The 24,416-nt window shown below is 59.2% G+C and carries 21 protein-coding genes; 3 read left to right on the top strand and 18 right to left on the bottom strand.

Annotation, left to right across the window (positions count from 1 at the left end):
- Window positions 1-81 precede the first annotated feature (81 nt).
- From nuoF to HU755_RS17710, 14 genes are all read right to left on the bottom strand, one after another.
- On the bottom strand, window positions 82-1,437 hold the full coding sequence (gene nuoF, locus HU755_RS17775; protein ID WP_064363636.1) for an NADH-quinone oxidoreductase subunit NuoF: 1,356 nt from the start codon (window positions 1,435-1,437) through the stop codon (window positions 82-84).
- Entirely contained in the window at window positions 1,434-1,931 is a 498-nt protein-coding gene (gene nuoE / locus HU755_RS17770) for an NADH-quinone oxidoreductase subunit NuoE (RefSeq protein ID WP_003223804.1), read from the bottom strand. Before nuoE ends, nuoF begins: the two co-directional genes overlap by 4 nt.
- Window positions 1,932-1,933: 2 nt before the next feature.
- On the bottom strand, window positions 1,934-3,718 hold the full coding sequence (gene nuoC, locus HU755_RS17765) for an NADH-quinone oxidoreductase subunit C/D (protein WP_186634960.1): 1,785 nt from the start codon (window positions 3,716-3,718) through the stop codon (window positions 1,934-1,936).
- Window positions 3,719-3,787: 69 nt separating this feature from the next.
- Window positions 3,788-4,462: an NADH-quinone oxidoreductase subunit B family protein gene (locus HU755_RS17760; RefSeq protein ID WP_186634957.1), complete on the bottom strand. Its 675-nt coding sequence runs from the start codon at window positions 4,460-4,462 to the stop codon at window positions 3,788-3,790.
- 10 nt (window positions 4,463-4,472) lie between these two features.
- The gene (locus HU755_RS17755) at window positions 4,473-4,886 is read right to left on the bottom strand and encodes an NADH-quinone oxidoreductase subunit A (protein WP_003223812.1); all 414 of its coding nucleotides are present in this window, start codon (window positions 4,884-4,886) and stop codon (window positions 4,473-4,475) included.
- Between the two features lie 644 nt (window positions 4,887-5,530).
- Window positions 5,531-6,856 (bottom strand): isocitrate lyase, encoded by a 1,326-nt coding sequence (gene aceA, locus HU755_RS17750; RefSeq protein ID WP_186622975.1) that lies wholly within the window; start codon window positions 6,854-6,856, stop codon window positions 5,531-5,533.
- 473 nt (window positions 6,857-7,329) lie between these two features.
- Entirely contained in the window at window positions 7,330-8,091 is a 762-nt protein-coding gene (locus HU755_RS17745; protein WP_186551807.1) for a secretin N-terminal domain-containing protein, read from the bottom strand.
- Window positions 8,092-8,507: 416 nt separating this feature from the next.
- A complete protein-coding gene (locus HU755_RS17740; protein WP_186634954.1) occupies window positions 8,508-8,933 on the bottom strand; it encodes a GNAT family N-acetyltransferase in 426 nt (141 codons plus the stop codon).
- Entirely contained in the window at window positions 8,926-10,095 is a 1,170-nt protein-coding gene (locus HU755_RS17735; RefSeq protein ID WP_186634951.1) for a cupin domain-containing protein, read from the bottom strand. Before HU755_RS17735 ends, HU755_RS17740 begins: the two co-directional genes overlap by 8 nt.
- A gap of 86 nt (window positions 10,096-10,181) precedes the next feature.
- Window positions 10,182-11,552 carry an adenylosuccinate lyase gene (gene purB / locus HU755_RS17730; RefSeq protein ID WP_186634947.1) on the bottom strand — a complete coding sequence of 457 codons (1,371 nt, stop codon included), beginning with the start codon at window positions 11,550-11,552 and terminating at the stop codon, window positions 10,182-10,184.
- Between the two features lie 126 nt (window positions 11,553-11,678).
- Window positions 11,679-12,302, bottom strand: coding sequence for a high frequency lysogenization protein HflD (hflD, locus tag HU755_RS17725; RefSeq protein WP_186551810.1), 624 nt, complete (start codon window positions 12,300-12,302; stop codon window positions 11,679-11,681).
- Entirely contained in the window at window positions 12,299-13,423 is a 1,125-nt protein-coding gene (gene mnmA, locus HU755_RS17720) for a tRNA 2-thiouridine(34) synthase MnmA (protein WP_186622982.1), read from the bottom strand. The genes hflD and mnmA overlap by 4 nt, the downstream gene beginning before the upstream one ends.
- 59 nt (window positions 13,424-13,482) lie before the next feature.
- A complete protein-coding gene (locus HU755_RS17715) occupies window positions 13,483-13,929 on the bottom strand; it encodes an NUDIX hydrolase (protein ID WP_186634944.1) in 447 nt (148 codons plus the stop codon).
- 198 nt (window positions 13,930-14,127) lie between these two features.
- Window positions 14,128-16,353 carry an NADP-dependent isocitrate dehydrogenase gene (locus tag HU755_RS17710; protein WP_186634941.1) on the bottom strand — a complete coding sequence of 742 codons (2,226 nt, stop codon included), beginning with the start codon at window positions 16,351-16,353 and terminating at the stop codon, window positions 14,128-14,130.
- Between the two features lie 481 nt (window positions 16,354-16,834).
- Between HU755_RS17710 and icd the strand changes: the two genes are divergently transcribed.
- Window positions 16,835-18,091, top strand: a complete 1,257-nt coding sequence (gene icd, locus HU755_RS17705; RefSeq protein WP_186622986.1) for an NADP-dependent isocitrate dehydrogenase — start codon at window positions 16,835-16,837, stop codon at window positions 18,089-18,091.
- A gap of 83 nt (window positions 18,092-18,174) precedes the next feature.
- Here the strand turns inward: icd and HU755_RS17700 are convergent, their stop codons facing one another.
- The gene (locus HU755_RS17700) at window positions 18,175-18,486 is read right to left on the bottom strand and encodes a cold shock domain-containing protein (RefSeq protein WP_186634938.1); all 312 of its coding nucleotides are present in this window, start codon (window positions 18,484-18,486) and stop codon (window positions 18,175-18,177) included.
- 224 nt (window positions 18,487-18,710) lie between these two features.
- Between HU755_RS17700 and clpS the strand changes: the two genes are divergently transcribed.
- Window positions 18,711-19,094 carry an ATP-dependent Clp protease adapter ClpS gene (gene clpS / locus HU755_RS17695; RefSeq protein ID WP_011334948.1) on the top strand — a complete coding sequence of 128 codons (384 nt, stop codon included), beginning with the start codon at window positions 18,711-18,713 and terminating at the stop codon, window positions 19,092-19,094.
- A 30-nt stretch (window positions 19,095-19,124) separates the two neighbouring features.
- Window positions 19,125-21,395 (top strand): ATP-dependent Clp protease ATP-binding subunit ClpA, encoded by a 2,271-nt coding sequence (clpA, locus tag HU755_RS17690; protein WP_016775266.1) that lies wholly within the window; start codon window positions 19,125-19,127, stop codon window positions 21,393-21,395.
- Window positions 21,396-22,380: 985 nt separating this feature from the next.
- Here the strand turns inward: clpA and infA are convergent.
- The 3 genes from infA to aat all read right to left on the bottom strand — a co-directional run bounded on the left by infA (window position 22,381) and on the right by aat (window position 24,157).
- Complete coding sequence (gene infA / locus HU755_RS17685) at window positions 22,381-22,599, bottom strand: translation initiation factor IF-1 (protein ID WP_002553999.1); 219 nt, start codon at window positions 22,597-22,599, stop codon at window positions 22,381-22,383.
- A gap of 112 nt (window positions 22,600-22,711) precedes the next feature.
- The gene (locus tag HU755_RS17680) at window positions 22,712-23,419 is read right to left on the bottom strand and encodes an arginyltransferase (RefSeq protein ID WP_186634935.1); all 708 of its coding nucleotides are present in this window, start codon (window positions 23,417-23,419) and stop codon (window positions 22,712-22,714) included.
- 57 nt (window positions 23,420-23,476) lie between these two features.
- Window positions 23,477-24,157, bottom strand: a complete 681-nt coding sequence (gene aat, locus HU755_RS17675) for a leucyl/phenylalanyl-tRNA--protein transferase (RefSeq protein WP_186622989.1) — start codon at window positions 24,155-24,157, stop codon at window positions 23,477-23,479.
- Window positions 24,158-24,416 lie beyond the last annotated feature (259 nt).

Below are 24,416 nucleotides of genomic sequence, written 5' to 3'. Positions count from 1 at the left end.
TATGCGTCCGAATCCAAACAGCCCCGAAGGGCGTCATCGGACGAAAGGCGAAGGGCACGGACCCTTCGCCTTTTTAAGCGTTTACGCGCCGACTACGATCGGCCTTGCCAGAGGCGGGACGGCGGCGCTGACAGGCGCGATACCGGCTTCGAACTCTGGACGGAAGTATTTGATGGCACTGCCCAACGGCTCCACGGCACCCGGTGCGTGAGCACAGAAGGTCTTGCCCGGGCCGAGGAAACCGACCAGACCCAGCAGGGTCTCGATGTCGCCTGGCTGGCCCTTGCCTTGCTCGATGGCCATCAGGAGCTTGACGCTCCATGGCAAACCATCGCGGCACGGGGTGCAGAAACCGCAGGATTCGCGGGCGAAGAACTGCTCCATGTTGCGCAGCAGCGAGACCATGTTGACGCTGTCATCCACCGCCATCGCCAGACCGGTACCCATACGGGTGCCGACCTTGGCGATGCCGCCGGCGTACATTTGTGCGTCGAGGTGTTCCGGCAACAGGAAACCGGTACCGGCGCCACCTGGCTGCCAGGCCTTGAGCTTGAAGCCGTCGCGCATGCCGCCGGCGTAATCTTCGAACAGTTCGCGACCGGTGACGCCGAATGGCAGTTCCCACAGGCCCGGGTTCTTGACCTTGCCGGAGAAGCCCATGAGCTTGGTGCCCATGTCTTCGGAGCCTTCGCGGGCCAACGATTTGTACCAGTCAACGCCGTCGGCGATGATCGCCGGCACGTTGCACAGGGTTTCGACGTTGTTCACGCAGGTCGGCTTGCCCCACACGCCGACGGCGGCGGGGAAGGGCGGCTTGGAGCGCGGGTTGGCGCGGCGGCCTTCGAGGGAGTTGATCAGTGCAGTTTCTTCACCGCAGATGTAACGCCCGGCACCGGTGTGCACGAACAGCTCGAAATCAAAACCGGAACCGAGGATGTTCTTGCCCAGCAGGCCAGCAGCCTTGGCTTCTTCCACGGCACGGTTGAGGTGCTTGGCGGCGGTGGTGTATTCGCCACGCAGGAAGATGTAGCCACGGTAGGTTTTCAGCGCGCGGGCACTGATCAGCATGCCTTCGATCAGCAGATGGGGCAGTTGCTCCATCAGCATGCGGTCTTTCCAGGTGTTCGGCTCCATTTCATCCGCGTTGCACAGCAGGTAGCGGATGTTGATGGATTCGTCCTTGGGCATCAGGCCCCACTTGACGCCGGTCGGGAAGCCGGCGCCGCCGCGACCCTTCAGGCCAGCGTCCTTCACGGTCTGGACGATGGCGTCCTGATCCATGTCGGCGAAGGCCTTGCGCGCAGCGGCGTAACCGTTCTTGGCCTGGTATTCGTCGAGCCATACGGCTTCGCCGTCATCGCGCAGACGCCAGGTCAGCGGGTGAGTCTCGGCCGAACGCTGAATGCGGTTGGCAGGACCGAAAGATGTCAGGGTCATACGTAGCCCTCGAGCAGTTTGGCCACGCCAGCAGGCTGCACGTCGCCAAAGGTGTCGTCGTCGATCATCAGCGCCGGCGCCTTGTCGCAGTTGCCGAGGCAGCAGACCGGCAGCAGGGTGAAACGACCGTCGGCGGTGGTCTGGCCCAGGCCGATGCCCAGATTGTTCTGGATTTCGCTGACCACCGACTCGTGGCCGCCGATGTAGCAGACCATGCTGTCGCAGACGCGAATGATGTGGCGGCCGACCGGTTGACGGAAGATCTGGCTGTAAAACGTCGCCACGCCTTCAACGTCGCTGGCCGGGATGCCGAGGATCTCGCCGATCGCGTAGAGGGCGCCATCCGGCACCCAGCCGCGTTCCTTCTGAACGATCTTCAGGGCTTCGATCGACGCCGCGCGCGGGTCTTCGTAGTGATGCAGCTCGTGCTCGATGGCCGAGCGCTCGGTTTCACTCAAGGTGAAACGGTCTGTCTGGATAAGCGTGCTGTTCATGCTTAGCGGTCCACGTCGGCCATAACGAAGTCGATACTACCCAGGTACGCAATCAAGTCCGCGACCATGCTGCCTTTGATCACCGAAGGGATCTGTTGCAGATGCGGGAAGCTTGGGGTGCGGATCCGGGTACGGTAGCTCATGGTGCCGCCGTCGCTCGTCAGGTAATAACTGTTGATGCCCTTGGTCGCTTCGATCATCTGGAAGGATTCGTTGGCCGGCATGACCGGGCCCCACGAAACTTGCAGGAAGTGCGTGATCAGGGTTTCGATGTGCTGCAGCGTGCGCTCTTTCGGCGGCGGCGTGGTCAGCGGGTGATCCGCCTTGTACGGGCCTTCCGGCATATTGCGCATGCACTGGTCGATGATCTTGATGCTCTGGCGCATCTCTTCAACGCGAACCATGCAGCGGTCGTAGGCATCGCCGTTGACGGCCAGCGGAACTTCGAATTCGAAGTTCTCGTAGCCCGAGTACGGACGCGCTTTACGCAGGTCGAAATCGCAACCGGTCGAACGCAGGCCGGCACCGGTGACGCCCCATTCCAGGGCCTCTTTGGTGTTGTAGGCGGCGACGCCGACGGTACGGCCCTTGAGAATGCTGTTCTGCAGGGCGGCCTTGGTGTATTCGTCCAGACGCTTGGGCATCCACTCGACGAAGTCCTTGACCAGTTTTTCCCAGCCGCGCGGCAGGTCGTGGGCGACGCCACCGATGCGGTACCAGGCCGGGTGCAGGCGGAAACCGGTAATCGCCTCGATCACCGTGTACGCCTTCTGGCGGTCGGTGAAGGTGAAGAACACCGGGGTCATGGCGCCGACGTCCTGGATGTACGTACCCAGGAACAGCAAGTGGCTGGTGATACGGAAGAACTCGGCCATCATGATGCGGATGACGTCGACCTTCTCGGGCACCTTGATACCAGCAAGCTTCTCGACCGAGAGCACGTACGGCAGGTTGTTCATCACACCGCCGAGGTAGTCGATGCGGTCGGTGTACGGAATGTAGCTGTGCCAGGATTGACGCTCGCCCATCTTCTCGGCGCCACGGTGGTGGTAACCGATGTCCGGAACGCAGTCGACGATCTCTTCGCCGTCCAGCTGCAAAATGATGCGGAATGCACCGTGCGCCGAAGGATGGTTCGGACCGAGGTTGAGGAACATGTAGTCCTCGTTGGCCCCGGAACGCTTCATGCCCCAGTCTTCAGGACGGAAACGCGCCGCTTCCTCTTCAAGCTGCTGCTTGGCGAGGTTAAGGCTGTACGGGTCGAATTCGGTGGCGCGCGCCGGGAAGTCCTTGCGCAGCGGGTGACCTTCCCAGGTCGGCGGCATCATGATGCGCGACAGGTGCGGGTGGCCTTTGAAGTCGATGCCGAACATGTCCCAGACTTCACGCTCGTACCAGTTGGCGTTCGGCCAGATGCTGGTGACGGAAGGCATGCTGAGGTCGCCTTCGGACAAGGCCACCTTGATCATCACGTCACTATTACGCTCCAGCGACATGAGGTGATAGAACACGGTGAACTCGGCGTCGCTCGGCAGCCCTTGACGCTTGGTGCGCAGACGCTCGTCCACGCCGTGCAGGTCATAGAGCATGACGTACGGCTTGGGCAGGTTGCGCAGGAACGTCAGGACTTCAACGAGCCTGGTGCGCGCGACCCACAGCACCGGCATGCCGGTGCGGGTTGCCTGCGCGGTGAACGCTTCGGCGCCAAAACGGTTGTTCAGTTCGACGACCACATCCTGGTCGTCTGCCTTATAAGGCGGGATGTACAGAGCACTGCCTGTAGTCATGGTTATTTTTTCGCTTTCGGTCAACGTAAAGAATGAAGCCAGCTTCTCGTTACTTGGAACAGAACTGGATCAGACTTCGTCAGGGCTGCGCAGGTTGGTGACTGCGATTCGCTGTTCGCGGCGCGCATCCTTCTGCGAAGGCATGTCGGCGCGATACACGCCTTGATCACCAACGACCCAGGAAAGCGGACGACGCTCCTGTCCAATCGATTCCTGCAAAAGCATCAAGCCTTGCAGAAATGCTTCCGGACGGGGCGGACAGCCAGGTACGTAGACGTCCACGGGCAGGAACTTGTCTACGCCTTGAACCACGGAGTAGATGTCGTACATGCCGCCGGAGTTGGCGCACGAACCCATGGAGATAACCCACTTCGGTTCGAGCATCTGCTCATAGAGACGCTGAATGATCGGCGCCATCTTGATGAAGCAGGTACCGGCGATAACCATGAAGTCGGCCTGACGCGGCGAGGCCCGGATCACTTCGGCGCCAAAGCGCGCGATGTCGTGGGGCGCCGTGAAGGCGGTGGTCATTTCCACGTAGCAGCACGACAGGCCGAAGTTGTACGGCCACAGGGAGTTCTTACGTCCCCAGTTGACCGCGCCACTCAGCACGTCTTCCAGCTTGCCCATGAAAATGTTTTTGTGGACTTGATCTTCTAACGGATCGGAAACGGTTTCCCGCTGGCCAATCGGATACTGCTCGTTAGGAGCATCGGGGTCGATCCTGGTGAGATTGTATTGCATTGCCAAAGCCTCATTGTTTCAGCTTCGCCTGCCGCTTGCGACGAGCTTCCGGAGCCCAGTCAAGGGCGCCCACTCGGAACAGGTAGACAAGACCTGCCAACAGAATTGCTATGAAAACGAGAGCTTCGACGAATCCGGTCCAGCCGCTTTCGCGGACGGACACAGACCATGCAAAGAGAAAGAGGGCTTCGATATCGAAGATCACGAACAGCATCGCGACCAGATAGAATTTGGCTGAGAGCCGCAAGCGGGCGCCACCGGTAGGTAGCATGCCCGACTCGAACGGTTCGTTTTTGCTGCGACCCCAGGCTTTTGACCCAAGGAGGCTGGAGACGCCAAGCATGAAGGCACACAGGCCGACGACACCCAGAAGGAAAATGGCAAAGCCCCAGTTGTGGGCCATGAGTCCTGTCGCTTCGGGCATGCTGGTAATCCTTAACAGAGAGCAAAGGTCTCTGAGCTTGATAAAGAAATAGGCAGTGACGATATGTCGCAGCAATCAATCGGGCTGATTTTATGGCTAAACACCCGGCAAGTAAAATTCCAAAGGCGAAATTATTTACCGGATTAAGGACATAGCGCTTCCTCAAAGCCCTGCGGCCCATGCGTTGCGGGCATTAGGCGGGTTTCCATCAATTACTGTTTTGTAGGGAATGTAACGAACATAGTTGCCGCTGAATGATAATTGATATCGTTTGGAGTGGTTTTGTAACTGTTTAACGAGTGAGTGGTTGGGAAGTTGTCTTACTTGCGCGTTACTGCAAGTAGCGAAGCCTACCGTTTTAGCGGAAATTTCTGACGCTTGTACCGCGTCAGATCAATGTTTTCGCACAGGAAAACACAAAACCTGTAGGAGTGAGCCTGCTCGCGATAGCGGTGTTCCTGTAACGCATCGGGTGTCGGACACACCGCTATCGCGAGCAGGCTCACTCCTACAAAGGATTTGTGGTGTCTTTGAGATTCACGCAGGCAAAAAAAACGCCCCGATCCAGTCGGGGCGTCAGTTTGGCGGCTCTGCAGTTAGCTTTTTATTCGATCCGCAAAGGCCGTTTGCTCAGCGAAGCGTTATCAGTGGAACTGTTCTTCTTCGGTCGAACCGGTCAGCGCGGTCACCGAGGACGAGCCGCCCTGGATCACGGTGGTCATGTCGTCGAAGTAGCCGGTGCCCACTTCCTGCTGGTGAGCCACGAAGGTGTAACCCTTGGCGGCGTCAGCGAATTCCTGCTCTTGCAGCTTCACGTAGGCAGTCATGTCGTTGCGGGCGTAGTCGTGCGCCAGATTGAACATGCTGTGCCACATGTTGTGAATGCCGGCCAGGGTGATGAACTGGTGCTTGTAGCCCATGGCGGACAGCTCGCGCTGGAACTTGGCGATGGTCGCGTCGTCCAGGTTTTTCTTCCAGTTGAAGGAAGGCGAGCAGTTGTACGACAGCAGCTGGTCCGGGTATTCCTTTTTGATCGCTTCGGCGAAGCGACGGGCTTCGTCCAGGTCCGGCTTGGCAGTTTCGCACCAGATCAAATCGGCGTATGGCGCGTAAGCCAGACCACGGGCGATGGCTTGATCCAGGCCGGCACGCACCTTGTAGAAACCTTCCTGAGTACGTTCGCCAGTGACGAATGGCTGGTCGTACGGGTCGCAATCGGAGGTCAGCAGGTCGGCCGCGTTGGCGTCGGTGCGGGCCAGAATGATGGTCGGTGTGCCAGCAACGTCAGCTGCCAGACGCGCAGCGGTCAGCTTCTGTACGGCTTCCTGGGTGGGTACCAGTACCTTGCCGCCCATGTGTCCGCATTTCTTCACGGACGCCAGTTGGTCTTCGAAGTGAACGCCGGCGGCGCCTGCTTCGATCATGCTTTTCATCAGCTCGTAGGCGTTCAGCACGCCGCCGAAACCGGCTTCAGCGTCGGCCACGATTGGTGCGAAGTAGTCGATGTAGCCTTCATCGCCCGGGTTCTTGCCGGCTTTCCACTGGATCTGGTCGGCACGACGGAACGAGTTGTTGATGCGCTTGACCACGGTTGGCACCGAGTCCACCGGGTACAGCGACTGGTCCGGGTACATGGATTCTGCGGAGTTGTTGTCCGCTGCCACTTGCCAGCCCGACAGGTAAATCGCCTGGATACCGGCCTTGACTTGCTGCACAGCCTGGCCGCCGGTCAGGGCGCCCATGCAGTTGACGAAATCTTTCTCTGGACGGAAGGACGGCTTGGCACCCTGGGTGACCAGGTTCCACAGCTTCTCGGCGCCCATCTTCGCGAAGGTGTGCTCAGGCTGAACCGAGCCACGCAGACGGACCACGTCAGCAGCGGAGTAAGTGCGAGTCACGCCTTTCCAGCGCGGGTTCTCAGCCCAGTCTTTTTCGAGGGCTGCAATTTGCTGTTCGCGTGTCAGTGCCATGGAGATAAACCTCGTCGCGTCTTTTATGAAAAGTTGTTCTGCGGTGGAAAATTCCTGCGCTCGCTGACCAGAAGCTTCGGGGTCATGGCGGATTCGGCGGGGTAGGCGACGGGATGAACGATGGGCTCGAGGGGAAGTGAGCAGGTAGTGGCGTACTGCAGGCACATTTGGGCGTCGTGGGCCTTTATGCGATCAACAGCGTGAAGCCGGGTTACCTAAATACGCTTCCGTCCCTCGGGACAACTTCGTTCCAGTCGGCAACCTCGTCAAACACACCTTGTGGGCGGTACAGACACGAAACGGTTCGCGGGGTAGGTGCGAACGGCGCTTCGAAGGCCCTTGCCAGGGCCTCTGATTAGCGGGAGCGAGGCCATCATGCCTCTGCTTTTTTGCCTCGTCAAACGTTTTGTAGTGCTTTTTTTCAAGCACTACATCTTTCGTCTAATACGACTAATCAGTCAGTTTTCGGTGCTTTAGTCCAGCGTGTCGACTTTCACCCGCAGGGTCATGTCATCCCGGCCTTGAGTCGAGTAGCTGCGGGTCAGGCCCTGTTTGTCGGCCTGAGTCTGGCTGTTGACGCCCGCCAGGGTGATCCATTCACCGAGGCGCCCGGTGACGGTTGTGTCGGTGCTTTGCACGTTCACTACATCGGGACGCTCCTGGCTCATGCGGTCACGGTTGGTACTGATTGCCAGATGAACGGTGTCGCCGGTAACGCTGGCTGTCACGTAGAAGCCCTGAGTGACGTTGCGGTACTGGGTTTCGCTACTGTAGCCGCCGTAGGAATCGCTCTGGGTGTTGGTGATCGGCACGCTTTGACCGACCTGAATCAATGCCGGAGCGCCTTCGCTGGCCTGAATCTGTTGCACGCCGCCGTTACGGCTGGTGGTGCTGCGGCTGATGATGCGGGTCTGATTCGGCTGGGCGCCGTTGACCGAGTAACCTTCGTCGCCACGGCCGTTGTTTTCATTGGTGTCGACGGTGATCAGCAAGCGCTTGGGCGCGGTATCGAGTTGCGCCAGCAGGTCCTTCAATTCCTGAATCTTGCCCGGCTCAGCCTTGACGATCAGTTGGTTGCCGTAGGCGCTGACCTGACCGTCCTGGCCGATAAAGTCCTGCGCCACCGGCAGCATGTCGGCGCTGGTGTGGTACTTGAGGGGGACGATTTCTGTGGCTGCCAGCACCGAAAAACTGCAACCGAGCAGCAGGGTGGTGAGCAGGGTGCGTAGGGACATGTCCGTTATCTCCGCGTTCGAAAGGCTTGATAGTGCCAGTTTGTCGGCCCGGGGTGGGGCAAGTTGAATCGTAGACAGCAAAACGCCCCGGCAGCGTTGGATGACGGGGCGTTTCGAGAACTGCTCTTGTGGCGAGGGGATTTATCCCCGATGGGCTGCGAAGCAGCCCCAAATCCTGAAAACGCGGCGAGTCAGTTGAATCGAGCGCGCTGGGTTGGCGACTGCTGCGCAGCCGAACGGGGATAAATCCCCTCGCCACAGGGTTTTGCATGTTCAGTAGTGAATTTTGCGCTGTGCTGGAGGGCTTCTTCGCGAGCAAGCCCGCTCCCACATTGGATCTCTGCTGCACACAAAATCTGTGTTCGCTGGAGACTCCCTGTGGGAGCGAGCCTGCTCGCGAAGGCCGCGCCTCGGTATCAGGTCGAATGCCGAACCATATCGACATGCGGAATCCCGGCCTCGAGAAACTCCTCGCTGACCAGGCTGAACCCCAGGCGCTCATAGAACGCCGTGGCCTGCACCTGCGCGCTGAGCATCTGTTGCTTCAGGCCGCGCGCTTCGGCTTCGGCGATCACCGCTTGCATCAGCGCGTCACCGACCTTCATCCCGCGCCAGTCTTTCAGCACCGAGACCCGGCCGATGTGCCCATCGGACAGCAGGCGCGCGGTGCCAATCGGAAAGTCGCCTTCAAAGGCCAGAAAATGCACGGCGGTCGCGTCGTCCGCGTCCCACTCAAGCTCGGGCGGCACCGATTGCTCGGCGATGAACACCGCTTCACGAATGCGCCGGATCTCGGCGATATCCTTCTGCCAGTCTGCGACACGAACGCGAATTTTATTCATCGGCGAACCCCAGACTGCCTTGCTTGACCAGTTCGCACAGCAGGCCGCGACCGTCTTCATCGTTCAGCCACTCGCCGAGGTTATCGGTGTGCAGGGCGTCAGCGGCGCAGATCAGCTTCAGCAGTTCGCGCAGCTTGCCCGGCAGGTAACGGCTCTGGCCGCTGGCGAACAGCAGCAGGTCGTCGTCGACTTCGGACCAGGCCAGACGCGCGCTCGGGTTGCGAATCAGTACGGCGCCGTCCTGGAGGGCGGCGAGGAAATCGTCTTCTTCGACGTCTTCCGGGCCGACCACCAGTTCCGGGTAGCGCGGCTCGGTCATGTACTGGCCGAACCAGGTCAGCAGCAGACGCTCGTCGCTCATGTGTTCGGCGAGCAGGCTTTTCAGGCGATCCAGCGCGTCATGTTGAATCTGATGCGGGTCGGCCGCTGGCTGTGCGTCGGCATCGGTGTAGCGCTCTTCGTCGGTCAGGAACTGGCTGAGGAAGTCGGTGAAATGGGTCAGCACTTCAGCGGCGCTCGGGGCACGGAAGCCCACCGAGTAGGTCATGCAGTTGTCGACCGCGACGCCACAATGGGCCAGGCGCGGTGGCAGGTAGAGCATGTCACCTGGCTCCAGCACCCATTCTTCGGTCTGTTCGAACTCGGCGAGGATGCGCAGATCGGCGTGCTGCAACAGCGGGCTCTCGGAATCGCACATCTGGCCGATTTTCCAGTTGCGCTTGCCGTGGCCCTGAAGCAGGAACACGTCGTAGTTGTCGAAGTGCGGACCGACGCTGCCACCTGGGGCGGCGAAGCTGATCATCACGTCGTCGACGCGCCAGCTCGGCAGGAAGCGGAAGTTTTCCAGCAGTTCGCTGACTTCCGGCACGAACTGGTCGACCGCTTGTACCAGCAGGGTCCACTCGCGCTCGGGCAGCTTGCTGAACTCGTCTTCGGCAAACGGGCCGCGACGCAGTTCCCAAGGGCGCTCGCCGTGCTCGATGACCAGACGCGATTCGACTTCTTCTTCCAAGGCCAGGCCGGCCAGTTCGTCGGCGTCGATCGGGCTTTCGAAGTCAGGAATCGCCTGACGAATCAGCAGCGGTTTTTTCTGCCAGTAGTCGCGCAGGAATTCGCGAGCTGTAAGGCCGCCCAGAAGTTGAAGAGGAATATCGGAATTCATATGTAACCTATTGAAAAAAAGCACTTTTCAGACGGGAATAAAAACGCCCGGCGCGGCCGGGCGTCTTAAACGGGGCAAACGGTCGATCAGATGCGTTTGGCTTGTGCCACAGCGTTGCCGATGTAGTTGGCCGGGGTCAGTTGCTTGAGCTCGGCTTTCGCCTCGGCTGGCATGTCCAGGCCATCGATGAAAGTCTGCAGCGCTTCAGGGCTGATGCCCTTGCCGCGGGTCAGTTCTTTCAGTTTTTCGTACGGGTTTTCGATGTTGTAGCGGCGCATCACGGTCTGGATCGGCTCGGCCAATACTTCCCAGCAAGCATCCAGGTCAGCGGCAATCTTCTGCTCGTTCAGCTCGAGTTTGCTGATGCCTTTGAGGCTGGCTTCGTAGGCGATCACGCTGTGGGCGAAGCCGACACCGAGGTTACGCAATACGGTGGAGTCGGTCAGGTCGCGCTGCCAGCGGGAGATCGGCAGTTTGCTCGCCAGGTGCTGGAACAGCGCGTTGGCGATGCCCAGGTTGCCTTCGGAGTTTTCGAAGTCGATCGGGTTGACCTTGTGCGGCATGGTCGACGAACCGATTTCGCCGGCGATGGTGCGCTGCTTGAAATAGCCCAGGGAGATGTAGCCCCAGATGTCACGGTCGAAGTCGATCAGGATGGTGTTGAAGCGCGCAATGGCGTCGAACAGTTCGGCAATGTAGTCGTGCGGTTCGATCTGCGTGGTGTACGGGTTGAAGCCCAGGCCCAGCTCGTCTTCGATGAAGGCGCGGGCGTTGGCTTCCCAGTCGATCTGTGGGTAGGCCGACAGGTGCGCGTTGTAGTTGCCGACGGCGCCGTTGATCTTGCCCAGCAGCGGAACGGCAGCGACCTGAGCGATCTGACGCTCGAGGCGGTAAACCACGTTCGCCAGTTCTTTACCCAAAGTGGTCGGCGAAGCCGGCTGACCATGGGTGCGCGACAGCATTGGCACGTCGGCGAAACGGATGGCCAGCTCGCGGATGGCGTTGGCGGTCTGGCGCATCAGCGGCAGCATCACCTCGTCACGGCCTTCGCGCAGCATCAGGGCGTGGGACAGGTTGTTGATGTCTTCGCTGGTGCAGGCAAAGTGGATGAACTCGCTGACCCTGGCCAGCTCCGGCAGCTTGGCCGCCTGCTCCTTGAGCAGGTATTCGATCGCCTTGACGTCATGGTTGGTGGTGCGCTCGATCTCTTTGACGCGCTCGGCGTGCTCCAGCGAGAAGTTTTCCGCCAGTTCATTGAGAACGGCGTTGGCTTCGGCGGAGAAGGCCGGTACTTCAGGGATACCGGCGTGGGCGGCCAGGCGCTGGAGCCAGCGCACTTCAACCAGGACGCGGGCACGGATCAGACCGTACTCGCTGAAAATCGGGCGCAGGGCCTGGGTTTTGCCGGCGTAGCGGCCGTCTACAGGGGAAACCGCAGTGAGCGAAGAGAGCTGCATGGGGTGTTCTCGGACAGTCGGGCAACGAAATGGGGCGCGTATCATACATGAAAAAATCCGCCGATCCGCTGCCAACTGACCGGCGTATTACGCGTTACAGACTACAAAGCTTTTATGGCGCAGCGTTTACTCGCTGCGCATCAACGGATACAGCTCTTTGAGCAGCTTGCGGCGGCTGATCACCAACTGCCAGCGATGGCCGCCGAGCTGGCGCCACAGGCGCGCCGAGCGAATACCGGCAAGGAGCAGGGCGCGGATTTTCGAGGCGTTGCTTGGCTGCTGCAGATTGCGCATGTCGCCGTGCACTTGAATGCGTTGGCGTAGCGTACTCAGGGTGTCTTGATACAGCGCGCCACACGCGGCGATCACGTTTTCGTGGGCAGGGCCAAAGTGTTCGACCTGCGACTGGATCTGCGGCAGACGCTTGCCGATCACTTCCAGCATGTCGCCGCGCTTGGCCAACTGCCGCTCCAGACCGAGCATCGACAGGGCGTAGCGCAGCGGCTCGCGCTGCAAGGTGCTTGGATCACGTTCAAGGGCGCCGATCAGTGCGCGGTAGCCCTCGCGCAGATTGAGGTCATCGCCGCCGTACACATCCAGCGTATCTTTCGGATCGCGCACCAGCAGGCTGCCGAGCATGCAGCTCAGACCGGCTTCGTGGGTCTGTCCGGTCTTGGCGATGCGGTCGACCAGCACAGCGGCGAGAAACACACCGCCCAGCGCCGTCAGTTGCTCCTGAGTCGGGCTCATGCCTGGCCGCTCCACGGTTCGGCGACTTCAATCACGCCGCCGCCGAGGCAGATTTCCCCGTCATAGAACACCACCGATTGACCCGGCGTCACCGCGCGTTGCGGTTCGTCGAACACGGCGCGGTAGCCGTTGGCGGTTTTTTCCAGGGTGCAGGCCTGATCGCTCTGGCGATAACGCACTTTGGCGGTCAGGCGCATCGGCTGGCTCAGGTCGATCGGGTTGACCCAATAGATTTCCGAGGCGAGCAGGGCGCTGGAAAACAGCCACGGATGGTTGTTGCCCTGGCCGACGATCAGCTCGTTGGTGTCCAGATCTTTGCGCAGCACGTACCACGGCTCATCACCGGCGTCTTTCAAGCCGCCGATGCCGAGGCCCTGGCGCTGGCCGATGGTGTGGTACATCAAGCCGTGGTGACGGCCGATGACTTCGCCTTCGGTGGTCTTGATCTCGCCTGGCTGGGCTGGCAGGTATTGCTTGAGGAAATCGCTGAAGCGCCGCTCGCCGATAAAGCAGATCCCGGTGGAGTCCTTCTTCTTCGCGGTGGCCAGCTCGTATTTCTCGGCAATTTCGCGTACTTGCGGCTTTTCCAGTTCGCCGACCGGGAACAGCGTCTTGGCGATCTGTTCACCGCCGACGGCGTGCAGGAAATAGCTCTGATCCTTGTTCGGGTCCAGGCCCTTGAGCAGTTCGGTGCGACCGTCGATGTCGCGGCGGCGAACATAGTGGCCGGTGGCAATCAGGTCGGCGCCGAGCATCATGGCGTAGTCGAGGAACGCCTTGAACTTGATCTCGCGGTTACAGAGGATGTCCGGGTTCGGGGTGCGTCCGGCCTTGTATTCGGCGAGGAAATGCTCGAACACGTTGTCCCAGTACTCGGCGGCAAAGTTGGCGGTGTGCAGCTTGATGCCGATTTTGTCGCACACGGCCTGCGCATCCGCCAGATCGTCCATGGCGGTGCAGTATTCCGTTCCGTCGTCTTCTTCCCAGTTCTTCATGAACAGGCCTTCCACTTCATAGCCCTGCTCGATCAGCAGAAGTGCGGAAACGGAAGAGTCCACGCCGCCGGACATGCCGACAATGACGCGCTGCTTGGATGTGTCAGAAGGGGCTGGATCACGCATAGGGATTCAATGAGTGTCTTGGAAAAGGGCGCGATTCTATCAGGCTCGCGGCCGCAAGGCTAAAGAGAAGGGCGGATCAGTTCGAGGCTGAAGTGATGACCGGCCAGGTAATCGTCGATGCAACGGATGATCAGCTCGCTGCGCCAGTTGTCGCGCTGGGCAATTAATTCGTCGCGGGTCAGCCACTTGGCGCCGAGGATGCCGTCGTCGAGTTGGTAATCCGGGTGGTGTTGCACGGCTTTGGCGCTGAAACATACACGCTGATAAGTCACACCGTTGCTCGGTGCGGTGTACAGGTAGATGCCGATCACCCCGGTGGGTTCGACGTCCCAGCCGGTTTCTTCAAGGGTTTCGCGGATGGCGGCGTCGATCAGTGTTTCATCCGGATCGAGATGCCCGGCCGGCTGATTGAGCACGTTACGCCCGGCCTTGTGCTCTTCGACCATCAGGAAACGGCCGTTGTCCTCGACGACGGTGGCGACGGTGATGTGGGGGAGCCATTCCATAAAACCTCCTCAATCTATTGGTTGAAACCCAATCCCTTGTAGGAGTGAGCCTGCTCGCGATAGCGGTGCTATCAGTCGCCATTAATGGTGAATGGTATACCGCTATCGCGAGCAGGCTCACTCCTACAAGGGTTTTGTGTTGTCAGCAGAAACACAAACCCCGGCACTCGGCCGGGGTCTGTTTACAGCGCTACAACCTTAAACCAGCGCAGCAATCGCCGCGTTGAAGGTTGCGCTTGGGCGCATGGCCTTGCTGATCAGCTCGGCGTCGGCGTGGTAGTAACCGCCGATGTCGACTGGCTTGCCCTGAACGGCGTTGAGCTCGGCAACGATGGTTGCCTCGTTCTCGGTCAGCGTCTTGGCCAGTGTCGCGAACTGCGCTTGCAGTGCAGCGTCTTCAGTCTGGGCGGCCAGGGCCTGAGCCCAGTACATTGCCAGGTAGAAGTGGCTGCCGCGGTTGTCGATGTTGCCGACTTTGCGCGATGGCGACTTGTTGTTGTCGAGGAACTGGCCAGTGGCCTGGTCCAGGGTTTTCGACAGCACCAGTGCTTTCGGGTTGTTGTAGTTCACACCCAGATGCTCGAGAGAAGCGGCCAGGGCGAGGAACTCACCCAGCGAATCCCAGCGCAGGAAGTTCTCTTCAACCAGTTGTTGCACGTGCTTCGGAGCCGAACCGCCGGCGCCGGTTTCGAACAGGCCACCGCCGTTCATCAGCGGCACGATCGACAGCATCTTGGCGCTGGTGCCCAGTTCCATGATCGGGAACAGGTCGGTCAGGTAGTCGCGCAGCACGTTACCGGTCACCGAAATGGTGTCCTTGCCTTCGCGGGTGCGCTGCAGGGTGTACTTCATCGCGTCGACCGGCGCCATGATCTGGATGTCCAGACCGGCAGTGTCGTGATCCTTCAGATAAGCCTGAACCTTCTCGATCACCACGCCATCGTGAGCGCGCATCGGGTCCAGCCAGAAGATGGCCGGCGTGCTGCTCGCGCGAGCGCGGTTGACGGCCAGTTTGACCCAGTCCTGGATCGGCGCGTCTTTGGTCTGGCACATGCGGAAGATGTCGCCGGCTTCAACTGCCTGCTCCATCAGCAGGGTGCCTTTGCTGTCGGTCACACGAACCACACCGTCAGCCTTGATCTGGAAGGTCTTGTCGTGCGAGCCGTACTCTTCGGCTTTCTTCGCCATCAGGCCAACGTTTGGCACGCTGCCCATGGTGGTCGGGTCGAAGGCGCCATTGGCTTTGCAGTCTTCGATCACGGCCTGGTAGATGGTTGCGTAGCAACGATCCGGGATCACGGCCTTGGTGTCGTGCAACTGGCCGTCGGTGCCCCACATTTTGCCGGAGTCACGGATCATCGCCGGCATCGAGGCGTCGACGATGACGTCGCTCGGCACGTGCAGGTTGGTGATGCCTTTGTCGGAGTTGACCATCGCCAGCGACGGACGCGCAGCGTAGACCGCGGCGATGTCCGCTTCGATCTGTGCTTGCTGATCGCCAGGCAGGGCCTTGATGCGCGCGTACAGATCGCCGATGCCGTTATTCAGGTTGAAGCCGATCTGGTTCAGCACATCAGCGTGCTTGGTCAGGGCGTCTTTATAGAACTCGGCAACGATCTGGCCGAACATGATCGGGTCGGAGACCTTCATCATGGTCGCTTTCAGGTGAACCGAGAGCAGCACGCCCTGGGCCTTGGCGCTTTCTATTTCCGCAGCGATGAACGCGCGCAGGGCGTTTTTGCTCATCACGGCGCAGTCGAGGATCTCGCCAGCCTGAACGGTGGTTTTTTCTTTCAGGACGGTAGCGGTGCCGTCTTTGGCGATCAGTTCGATCTTCACGGCGTCAGCGGCGTCGATCAGGGCAGCTTTTTCGCTGCCGTAGAAATCGCCGGTGCTCATGTGAGCGACGTGGGACTTGGAGTCTTTGGCCCAGGCGCCCATTTTGTGCGGGTGCTTGCGCGCGTAGTTCTTCACCGACAGCGGAGCGCGGCGGTCGGAGTTGCCTTCGCGCAGAACCGGGTTCACGGCGCTGCCCTTGACCTTGTCGTAACGCGCCTTGGCGTCTTTGTCGGCGTCGCTGGTCACGGTTTCCGGGTAGTCCGGCAGGTTGTAACCCTGCGCCTGCAGCTCTTTGATCGCGGCTTGCAGCTGTGGCACCGAAGCGCTGATGTTCGGCAGCTTGATGATGTTGGCTTCAGGCGTAACGGCCAGGTCGCCCAGTTCGGCGAGGTGGTCGGCTACGGCTTTGTCGCCCAGTTGCTCGGGGAAGCTGGCCAGGATGCGCGCTGCAAGAGAGATATCGCGGGTTTCCACGGCGATATCGGCCGAGGCCGTATAAGCCTCGATGATCGGCAGCAGGGAATAGGTGGCGAGGGCTGGGGCTTCGTCGGTGAAGGTATAGATGATCTTCGAGCGGGTGGGCATATTCGGATTAACTCTCTCTTCTTTGCTAAAGCGTGCGCAGAAACTCGAGGGGCGCCGGGTAAGCGCGTTCGTTCAAAGTCATCCATGAACCGAATGTCGAGATTCTTCGCGGTGATGTTGGGTGCATCAGTAGAGCGTCAAGCAGTCAGGCTGCGGTAACAACCCGACCAATCAGGCGGAAAGTCTCGTGCTAGAGAGGCCAGCCGTCGTGACCCTGTGGTCAGCGGGCGGCATTATACATAGGTAGCTGGCAATCTGCCGATGGTTCATATGCAACGATTCTCGTCCATTGGTCTAAAGGTCGCAGGGCAGGGCTGGGCAAAGACTCGTTACGAATGCTGGAGTTTGGCGCTTTTCCCTTTGCTTTCAGGCTTGTACGAAACGAGAAGTGCGCGGTGGCGGAACATAGGGTTTGCGTGTTGATTTAACTGGGTTACGCTCGAAGCAAGCCAGATGTTCAATCCAAACAATGGAGTTCAGCATGGGTTACAAGAAGATTCAGGTTCCAGCCGTCGGCGACAAAATCACCGTCAATGCAGACCATTCTCTCAATGTTCCTGATAACCCGATCATCCCCTTCATCGAAGGTGACGGTATTGGTGTCGACATCAGTCCGGTGATGATCAAGGTTGTCGATGCTGCTGTTGAAAAGGCCTACGGCGGCAAGCGCAAGATTTCCTGGATGGAAGTCTACGCCGGGGAAAAGGCCACCCAGGTTTACGATCAGGACACCTGGCTGCCGCAGGAAACTCTCGATGCGGTCAAGGATTACGTGGTGTCCATCAAAGGCCCGCTGACCACTCCAGTCGGTGGCGGCATCCGCTCGCTGAACGTTGCCCTGCGTCAGCAACTCGACCTGTACGTCTGCCTGCGTCCGGTGCGCTGGTTCGAAGGCGTGCCAAGCCCGGTGAAAAAGCCTGGCGATGTTGACATGACCATCTTCCGCGAGAACTCCGAAGACATCTACGCCGGTATCGAATGGAAGGCCGGTTCGCCGGAAGCCACCAAGGTCATCAAATTCCTTAAAGAAGAAATGGGTGTCACCAAGATCCGTTTCGACGAAAACTGCGGCATTGGCGTCAAGCCGGTTTCCCGCGAAGGCACCAAGCGTCTGGCGCGCAAGGCCCTGCAATACGTGGTCGATAACGACCGCGATTCGCTGACCATCGTGCACAAAGGCAACATCATGAAGTTCACCGAAGGTGCCTTCAAGGAATGGGCCTACGAAGTGGCGGCCGAAGAATTCGGCGCAACGCTGCTCGACGGCGGTCCGTGGATGCAGTTCAAGAACCCGAAAACCGGCAAGAACGTTGTGGTCAAGGACGCTATCGCCGACGCCATGCTCCAGCAGATCCTGCTGCGCCCGGCCGAATATGACGTCATCGCTACACTTAACCTGAACGGTGACTATCTGTCCGACGCGCTGGCGGCGGAAGTGGGCGGTATCGGTATCGCGCCGGGCGCCAACCTTTCCGACACCGTGGCAATGTTCGAGGCGACTCACGGTACGGCACCGAAGTACGCTGGCAAGGATCAGGTCAACCCGGGCTCGCTGATCCTCTCGGCCGAGATGATGCTGCGTCACATGGGCTGGACTGAAGCGGCAGACCTGATCATCAAGGGTACTAACGGTGCGATTAGTGCCAAAACTGTTACTTATGATTTCGAGCGTTTGATGGAGGGAGCCAAGCTGGTTTCCTCTTCAGGGTTTGGGGATGCGTTGATTTCGCATATGTAAATATCGCAGGCATACAAAAACCGCCTGACTCGATGGGTTGAGTCAGGCGGTTTTTTTGCTCGGCGTATTCAGGCAGGAATCAGTCAGCTCATTGCTTTGGCCGTTGCGGCAGCGGCAGCAGCCGCTGCGCCAACAGCGGCACTTTCAGAAGCCGTGGCTGGTTTGATGACTACGGGCTTAATGCTTACAGCATGCAGTCCCTTCGGACCCTGCACGATGTCGAAATTCACTTCCTGGCCCGCTTTCAGGGTTTTGTACCCGTCCATTTCGATCGCCGAGAAGTGGGCAAAGAAATCGATGTCCTTGCCATCCTCGTCGCGACCTTCACGGCCATTGGTGTTGATGAAGCCGAACCCCTTGGCATTGTTGAACCATTTCACCTTGCCGACAGCCATGCTCAAATCCCTCTGCAACAGTCTCCATCGCTGGAGTATCATCCAGGACATCCGCAATCGAATTCGTTAAAAGAATTGACTCCGCGGATCTTTTTTACCCACTGTGGGCTCTATTGGTTGTAACACCGTTTTCCCGATAGTCAAGGTGACCGGGCAGTCGGAGTTGAAAACGTGAGCAATCGCCCCCACCACTGTATTTGCACAACTGACGAACCTTTCTTTCCATGCATGCAATCAGCCAGATTCGACTAACATTCAATCAGGATCGCCCGCTTCTCCAAAAGGATCTTCCACAGGAGCACGACGACGATTCGGCAGGCGTTGCTGTTCAGGAAGCAAAGCCTGCGTTACAGGCGCCGCCGATGTACAAGGTGGTTTTGTTTAATGATGACTACACACCGATGGATTTCGTCGTCGAAGTGCTCGAGGTGTTTTTTAACCTGAATCGCGAGCTGGCGACCAAGGTCATGCTGGCCGTCCATACAGAAGGGCGGGCAGTATGTGGAGTGTTTACCCGCGACATCGCCGAGACAAAGGCCATGCAGGTCAACCAGTACGCCAGGGAAAGCCAGCATCCGCTACTCTGTGAAATCGAGAAGGACGGTTAATCGCCGACCACTTGGGTATGAGGTGAAGCTATGTTAAACCGCGAGCTCGAAGTCACCCTCAATCTAGCCTTCAAGGAGGCTCGTTCGAAGCGTCATGAATTCATGACCGTCGAACACCTGCTGCTGGCCCTATTGGATAATGAGGCTGCCGCCACCGTTTTGCGTGCCTGCGGCGCAAACCTCGACAAACTCAAGCATGACCTGCAGGAGTTCATCGACTCCACAACGCCATTGATCCCCGTTCATGACGAGGACCGTGAAACCCAGCCAACCCTGGGCTTCCAGCGTGTCCTGCAGCGTGCTGTTTTCCACGTACAGAGCTCGGGCAAACGCGAAGTCACCGGCGCCAACGTGCTGGTTGCAATCTTCAGTGAGCAAGAGAGTCAGGCAGTGTTTCTGCTGAAACAGCAGAGCGTTGCGCGCATTGATGTCGTCAATTACATCGCTCACGGCATTTCCAAAGTGCCTGGGCATGGCGATCACTCTGAAGGTGAACAAGATATGCAGGACGACGAGGGCGGTGAGTCTTCTTCTTCAGGCAATCCTCTGGATGCTTATGCCAGCAACCTCAACGAACTCGCTCGTCAGGGGCGGATCGATCCGCTGGTCGGGCGCGAGTCGGAAGTCGAGCGTGTCGCGCAGATCCTCGCGCGTCGGCGCAAAAACAACCCGCTGCTGGTCGGCGAGGCAGGCGTAGGTAAAACCGCAATTGCCGAAGGCCTGGCCAAGCGCATTGTCGACAATCAGGTGCCGGATCTGCTGGCCAATGCGGTTGTCTACTCGCTCGATCTTGGCGCTCTGCTCGCAGGCACCAAATATCGCGGCGATTTCGAGAAGCGCTTCAAGGCGCTGCTCAATGAGCTGAAAAAACGTCCGCAGGCGATCCTGTTCATCGACGAAATCCACACCATTATTGGTGCGGGCGCTGCGTCCGGTGGCGTGATGGATGCATCCAACCTGCTCAAGCCTCTGCTGTCGTCTGGCGACATTCGTTGCATCGGCTCGACCACCTTCCAGGAATTTCGCGGCATCTTCGAGAAGGATCGTGCCTTGGCGCGTCGTTTCCAGAAGGTCGATGTCGTCGAGCCGTCGGTGGAAGACACCATCGGTATCCTGCGTGGCCTGAAAGGGCGTTTCGAGCAGCACCACAACATCGAATATAGCGATGAGTCGTTGCGTGCCGCCGCCGAGCTGGCGTCGCGCTACATCAACGACCGGCACATGCCGGACAAGGCTATCGATGTGATCGACGAGGCGGGCGCCTACCAGCGTCTGCAACCGGTCGAGATGCGCGTCAAGCGTATCGAAGTGCCGCAGGTCGAAGACATTGTGGCGAAAATCGCGCGGATTCCACCGAAACACGTCACCAGTTCCGACAAGGAGCTGCTGCGTAATCTGGAGCGCGATCTGAAGCTCACGGTGTTTGGCCAGGACGCGGCGATCGATTCGCTGTCGACCGCGATCAAACTGTCCCGTGCCGGGCTCAAGTCACCGGACAAACCGGTCGGTTCGTTCCTGTTCGCGGGGCCTACCGGTGTCGGCAAGACCGAGGCCGCGCGCCAACTGGCGAAGGCGCTGGGCATCGAACTGGTGCGTTTCGACATGTCCGAATACATGGAGCGTCACACCGTATCTCGTTTGATCGGCGCGCCTCCGGGTTATGTCGGCTTTGATCAGGGCGGTCTGTTGACCGAAGCGATCACCAAGCAGCCACATTGCGTATTGCTGCTCGACGAAATCGAGAAGGCGCATCCGGAAGTCTTCAACCTGCTGCTGCAGGTCATGGACCACGGTACGCTGACCGATAACAACGGGCGCAAGGCGGACTTCCGCAACGTGATCGTGATCATGACCACCAACGCCGGTGCCGAAACGGCCGCGCGGGCTTCGATCGGTTTCACCCATCAGGACCACTCGTCCGATGCGATGGAAGTGATCAAGAAGAGCTTCACGCCGGAATTCCGTAACCGTCTGGACACCATTATCCAGTTTGGTCGCCTCAGCCATGAGGTCATCAAAAGTGTGGTGGACAAGTTCCTTACCGAGCTTCAGGCGCAGCTGGAAGACAAGCGCGTGTTGCTGGAAGTGACCGATGCGGCGCGCAGTTGGCTTGCGGCGGGTGGTTACGACTCGGCAATGGGCGCACGGCCGATGGCGCGTTTGATTCAGGACAAGATCAAGCGTCCGCTGGCAGAGGAGATTCTGTTTGGCGAGCTGGCCGAGCATGGCGGTGTGGTGCACATCGACATCAAGGACGGGGAACTGACGTTCGACTTCGAAACTACCGCGGAAATGGCCTGACGGCCTTGGATCACGAGGGCGCCTTCGGGCGCCTTTTTGTTATTTGTCGTTTGGGGTTTTTGGGTGAATATCCGTTGCTGCGGTGATGGCTGCTTAGGGTTCCGCCCTTACGGCGGGTCACTTTTTCCAGACGCCGAAAAAGTAACCAAAAAGGCTTGCTCCTACGTACGGCCCTCGCAGGCTCGGGTTCCTTCGCTGCGGTATTGATCCGGGCGCAGCGTCTCCGGTTTGCTTCGCTGCACCTCCTCTCGCTGTGTTTGGCTGCGCCAAACGGTCGCTGCGCTCCCACGCCCGGATCAATCCCTCCACTCAGCCTTCCGAAGTCGCCCGTGGATCAAGATCAAGAGCGGTACTCGAGCTAACGCTCATTGTTGAGTGGGGCGGCTTTGCCGCGGGCAGCTGCGCTGCTTTGCTTTTCTGTGGGAGCGAGCCTGCTCGCGAAGGCGGCCTGACAGCCGACCTGTCTCTCACTGGTGTATGCATTCCAAATGTAGGAGTGAGCCTGCTCGCGATGGCGGCCTCCGGCCAACATATTTCTACCGGATACAAACGATCCAACCGTAGGAGCTGCCGCAGGCTGCGATCTTTTGATCTGGCTCTGGCTCTGGCTCTGGCTCTGGCTCTGGCTTTTGATCTTATGCCCCATCGGCAGGCTTTGTTACGGGATTGATCCGGGCGTGGGAGCGCAGCGACCGTACGACGCAGTCGTACACAGCGAGAGGAGGTGCAGCGAAGCAAACCGGAGACGCTGCGCCCGGATCGATCCCGTAACGAAGGAACCCCGAGCCCCAGCGAGCGGGCCGTACGCCGGGGGCAAAGCCTTCTGGGTTACCTTTTCGGCGTTTGGAAAAGGTGACCCGCCGTAAGGGCGGAACCCTGAGCAGCCGTTACCGCAGCAACGGATATACACCCAACACTCAAGCCAAAACCCAAATCGCACATACAAAAACGCCCGGCATAACCCGGGCGTTCTGTATTGACTTGATTAACGAGCGCGGTAAGTGATCCGCCCTTTGCTCAAATCATAGGGCGTCAGCTCGACGCGCACTTTGTCACCGGTAAGAATACGAATGTAGTTCTTGCGCATCTTGCCGGAAATATGCGCGGTTACGACGTGCCCATTTTCCAACTCCACACGAAACATGGTGTTGGGCAGGGTGTCGACGACAGTGCCTTCCATTTCGAAGCTGTCTTCTTTCGACATGCAGTAAAGCCCTCGGTATCCAATGAATGGCCCGGTGCAACTGCGCCAGGCAAAAGCGGCGTGCATTGTGCCCGAAAAATGGGGTTTACGCCAAGGGGTTTAGGCGGTGGGATTAGTTGAGGACGACCCAGCGCTGATTAATCAGCAGTTCGATGGGCCGATATTGCGTCTTGTAATTCATCTTTTTGCAATTCTTGATCCAGTAACCGAGGTAGACCGCTTCGAGGCCAAGGCGCCGGCTCTCGCCGATCTGCCAGAGGATGGCGAAACGGCCAAGGCTGCGACGTTCTTCCTCGGGTTCGTAAAAGGTATACACCGCCGACAAACCGTTCGGCAGCAAATCGGTCACCGCCACCGCGAGTAACCGTCCGTCGAGTCGGAACTCATAGAACCGCGAGAAGGGCAGGTCGCGCACCAGAAAAGTCGAGAATTGATCGCGGCTCGGTGGGTACATATCGCCGTCGGCGTGACGTTGTTCGATATAACGCTGGTACAGGTCGAAATACTCTTCGCTGAACTGAGGCTTGGCCGGGCGTACCTGCAAGTCGGCGTTGCGTTTGAAAATACGCTTCTGCTGGCGATTGGGGCTGAACTGCGCGACCGGAATGCGCGCAGGCACGCAGGCATTGCAATTCTGGCAATGCGGCCGGTACAAATGGTCGCCACTGCGACGAAAGCCCATCTCCGACAGGTCTGCGTAGACATGCACATCCATGGGCTGACTGGGATCGAGAAACAGGGTCGTGGCCTGCTCCTCGGGCAGATAACTGCAAGAGTGAGGCTGAGTGGCATAGAACTTCAACCGCGCCAACTCGGTCATGATCAACCCTCGGGATAAGCTGGTGAATTAAGTGTAAGCCACGCGCGCCAAAGTCGCTCAGCAAACCCAGGTCGCGCGATTGGGTTGATCCAGGTGTCGGGCCAGATAGTCGGCGAATTCCTGGCGCGGAATCGCCCGGGCGCCGAGACTGTGCAGATGATCGGTTGGCATCTGGCAATCGATCAGCACGAATCCGGAGTCCTTCAAGTGCTGCACCAGCGTGGCAAAGCCATATTTCGAGGCGTTGTCGGCGCGACTGAACATTGATTCACCGAAAAACAACTGGCCCATCGCCAGGCCGTACAGGCCGCCGACCAGTTCGCCCTGATCGCGGACCTCGACCGAATGGGCAAAGCCGCGTCGGTGCAATTCAACGTAAGCGTCCTGCATGGCCTGGGTGATCCAGGTGCCGTCGGCGTAATCCCGTGGCGCGGCGCAGGCGCGGATCACGGCCTCGAAATCCTGATCGAAGGTCACCTGGTAACGCTGCTTGCGCAGCAATTTGCCGAGACTGCGCGAAACGTGCAGTTCGTCGGGAAACAGCACCGTACGCGGATTAGGCGACCACCAGAGAATCGGCTGGCCTTCTGAGAACCACGGAAAGCAGCCGTGGCGATAAGCTTGTATCAGCCGATCGGCGGACAGGTCGCCACCCGCGGCGAGCAGGCCGTTGGGGTCGCGCATGGCCTTTTCCAGTGGTGGAAAAGTCAGTGAATTACGTTGTAACCAAGTCAGCATGGCATCCAGGCTTTGCAGAAGGGGAGGGCGGTCAGGGGTGTTTTGGTCCCGGGAGCGAGTGTGCCGCGAATCGCCCGAGATGTCCTGCATGCAAGCCTGCCTGCACCTGCATCGTGGTGCAACTTGGGGTGTCGGCTGTGGTCGTAAGCGATCATCGCGTGCGTGCCGATTCAGCGTGGCAAGCGGGACGCGGTCGCAGGCTTCGCTACGTTCATCAAATACACCTCATAAGCCTTTGTCACAAAAGACAATGCATGAT

Origin of the sequence: Pseudomonas sp. SWRI111, assembly GCF_014268555.1 — a bacterium.
GTDB classification, from domain to species: Bacteria; Pseudomonadota; Gammaproteobacteria; order Pseudomonadales; family Pseudomonadaceae; genus Aquipseudomonas; species Aquipseudomonas hamedanensis.
This window is presented reverse-complemented; position numbering and strand designations above follow the sequence as displayed.